Source organism: Flavobacterium sp. (genome assembly GCF_017985075.1).
Classification (GTDB): Bacteria; Bacteroidota; Bacteroidia; order Flavobacteriales; family Flavobacteriaceae; genus Flavobacterium.
Genome location: NZ_JAGNYF010000111.1, coordinates 1 through 2,646, shown reverse-complemented (window position 1 = coordinate 2,646; position 2,646 = coordinate 1). Strand labels below are relative to the sequence as shown.

Sequence of the window (2,646 nt, the reverse complement as noted above, 5' to 3'; positions counted from 1 at the left end):
CATTTAGCGCCATTTGCTTTAAAAGTAATTCAAGGCTCTAAAGAGTTGGCAATTATCGATTGGTATCAAGATATTTTAAACAAATTAGACTACACAGATTATTTTGATAAACCTGTTATTTTAAAAGGGTGTTCTAAAAAAGAAGTGCCTAATGAAGTATACACTTTGGCTATTCAAAAATTAATGAAAGTAGCAAAAAGCATTATGTTTGGTGAAGCGTGTTCCGCAGTGCCTTTGTATAAAAAGAAGTAATTACAAAATTAAAAGTATAAAAAACCCAGTCAAGTATTTACTTGACTGGGTTTTGCTTTTATAAATGTTGTGAGATTCTTTCAGAATGACAAACGTTGTGATTATTTTTTTAAAATTCGAATTTTGGAATTTGGAATTTGGATTTTCTATTTTGGAATCTAATTTTCTTCTTCCTCAATTACATCTTTATAATCTGGATATAAAAATTTATTATACGGAAAACGACTGATATGAATGCTTCGCACCGCTTCATAAACTTTTTCTCTAAAAGCTTCAAAGTTTTCTTTTTCCGTAGCTGAAATAAAAAGCGTGTTGTTTTCGCCTAAATTACTCATCCACGTTTTTTCCCAATCTTGAAGTGAAAAATTTTTTGATGTTTTTTCAATAGTTTCGTCGCTTTCATTAATTTTCACATATTTGTACGCGTCAATTTTATTAAAAACCATAATTGTTGGTTTATCGGCACTTTTAATATCTAATAAAATTTTATTTACAGCAGCAATATGATCTTCAAACTCAGGATGAGAAATATCTACTACGTGTAAAAGTAAATCAGCTTCTCGTACTTCATCTAAGGTACTTTTAAAAGAATCTACCAATTGCGTAGGGAGTTTTCTAATAAAACCAACCGTATCGGAAAGCAAGAAAGGTAAATTTTTAATAACCGTTTTTCTAACCGTAGTGTCAAGGGTAGCAAACAGTTTATTTTCTACAAATACTTCGCTTTTCCCAACAGCATTCATTAAAGTTGATTTTCCCACGTTGGTATAACCCACTAAAGCCACTCGAACCATTGCGCCACGATTCCCTCTTTGGGTTGACATCTGTTTGTCTATTACCTTAATTTTTTCTTTTAGTAAGGAAATTCTATCTCTTACAATTCGTCTATCGGTTTCAATTTCTGTTTCACCAGGACCACGCATACCAATTCCACCGCGTTGACGTTCTAAGTGCGTCCACATTCCTGTTAATCTAGGTAATAAATATTGGCATTGTGCTAATTCTACTTGTGTTCTTGCATAAGACGTTTCGGCACGTTGTGCGAAAATATCTAAGATTAAATTGGTACGATCTAAAACTTTACAATCTAATTCTCTTGTGATGTTTTTTTGTTGCGAGGGCGTTAATTCGTCATCAAAAATTACCGAATTGATATCATATTCTTTGATGTACGTTTTAATTTCTTCAAGTTTTCCAGTACCTACAAACGTTTTAGGATGCGGTTTATCTGTCTTTTGCCAAAAACGTTTCACTACTTCACCGCCAGCCGTAAAGGTTAAAAATTCTAACTCGTCTAAATATTCATTAAGTTTTTCTTCGTTTTGGTTTTGAGTGATAAGTCCAACAATTGCGGTTCTTTCAAAGATATGTTTTTCAACTTCTAGCATAAGTTTTGTAAAATATTCACAAAAATAGCCAATAATTTCGAATAAATAACATTGTTGTCTTTTATCGATTTTTTAATGCATTATATCGATTAATTTAGTGATACTCTAAAATCTTATTACATTTGTTATTACTTACATAATTTAAACACAAAAATACTATAATGAAAAAACTACTTTTATTATTATTTATGTTCGCAGGTTTCAGCGTTTTTGGACAATTATCCCAAAACTTTGAAGGCGCAACATTTCCACCAACTGGTTGGACAACATTTGAAACAGGAACAGGTACAGTTCAGAGTTGGTCTGAAACGAACTTAGGTGTTTTCACCTATGGATCTACAGGTAAATCAGCAATGATTAACAAAGAAAATGTAGCCACAGGTCAAGCAATTGACTGGATGGTTACTTCTGCAGTTACTGTGCCAGCAAATGGTCAGTTACGATTTTATACCAAAACCATTCAAACTGGGGTTCAAGGAAGTTTATTTGATATCAAAATTTCAACAACTTCACAAACTAACCCTTCAAGTTTTACCAATCTTATTTCATATGATGAGGCTTCTTTAACTGCTTTGTCTAATGTTTATGAAGAAAAAGTAATTGATTTACCCGCTACATATGCAGCAGGTTCTACTATTTACATTGCTTTTGTAATGACAAATGATAATGGGGACAGATGGTTAATTGATAACGTAAACGTAGTACCTAAATGTAATGCGCCAATTGGACCATTAGCAACAGCAAACGAAACTACTTCGAGTGCTGTATTAAGCTGGGGAAATCCAGGCGGAATTACTGCTTGGGAAGTTGAAGTAGTGCCTTTTGCAAGTGCATTTACAGGTGTGCCTACTTACACAAATGTAACTACAAATCCGTTTACTGCAACAAATCCACCACTACCTGCAACACCAATTTTATTACCAAATACGTTATATAAATTTCAGGTACGTTCCGTTTGTACTAGTGGTTTTCCAAGTGATTGGTTTGGACCAAGAAGTTTTCAAAC

At 33.0% G+C, this 2,646-nt stretch carries 3 protein-coding genes; 2 read left to right on the top strand and 1 reads right to left on the bottom strand.

Going from position 1 to position 2,646, the window contains the following annotated elements; translation table 11 throughout:
- Positions 1–252, top strand: a 252-nt coding sequence (locus KA468_RS11065) for a DUF2480 family protein (RefSeq protein ID WP_291242990.1), incomplete at its 5' end; no start/stop codon positions are given.
- 158 nt (positions 253–410) lie between these two features.
- On the opposite strand, the gene hflX is transcribed toward KA468_RS11065, so the two are convergent.
- On the bottom strand, positions 411–1,640 hold the full coding sequence (gene hflX, locus KA468_RS11060) for a GTPase HflX (RefSeq protein WP_291242989.1): 1,230 nt from the start codon (positions 1,638–1,640) through the stop codon (positions 411–413).
- Between the two features lie 161 nt (positions 1,641–1,801).
- On the opposite strand from hflX, the gene KA468_RS11055 reads away from it, so the two are divergent.
- On the top strand, positions 1,802–2,646 hold an 845-nt coding region (locus tag KA468_RS11055), incomplete at its 3' end, for a choice-of-anchor J domain-containing protein (RefSeq protein WP_291242988.1).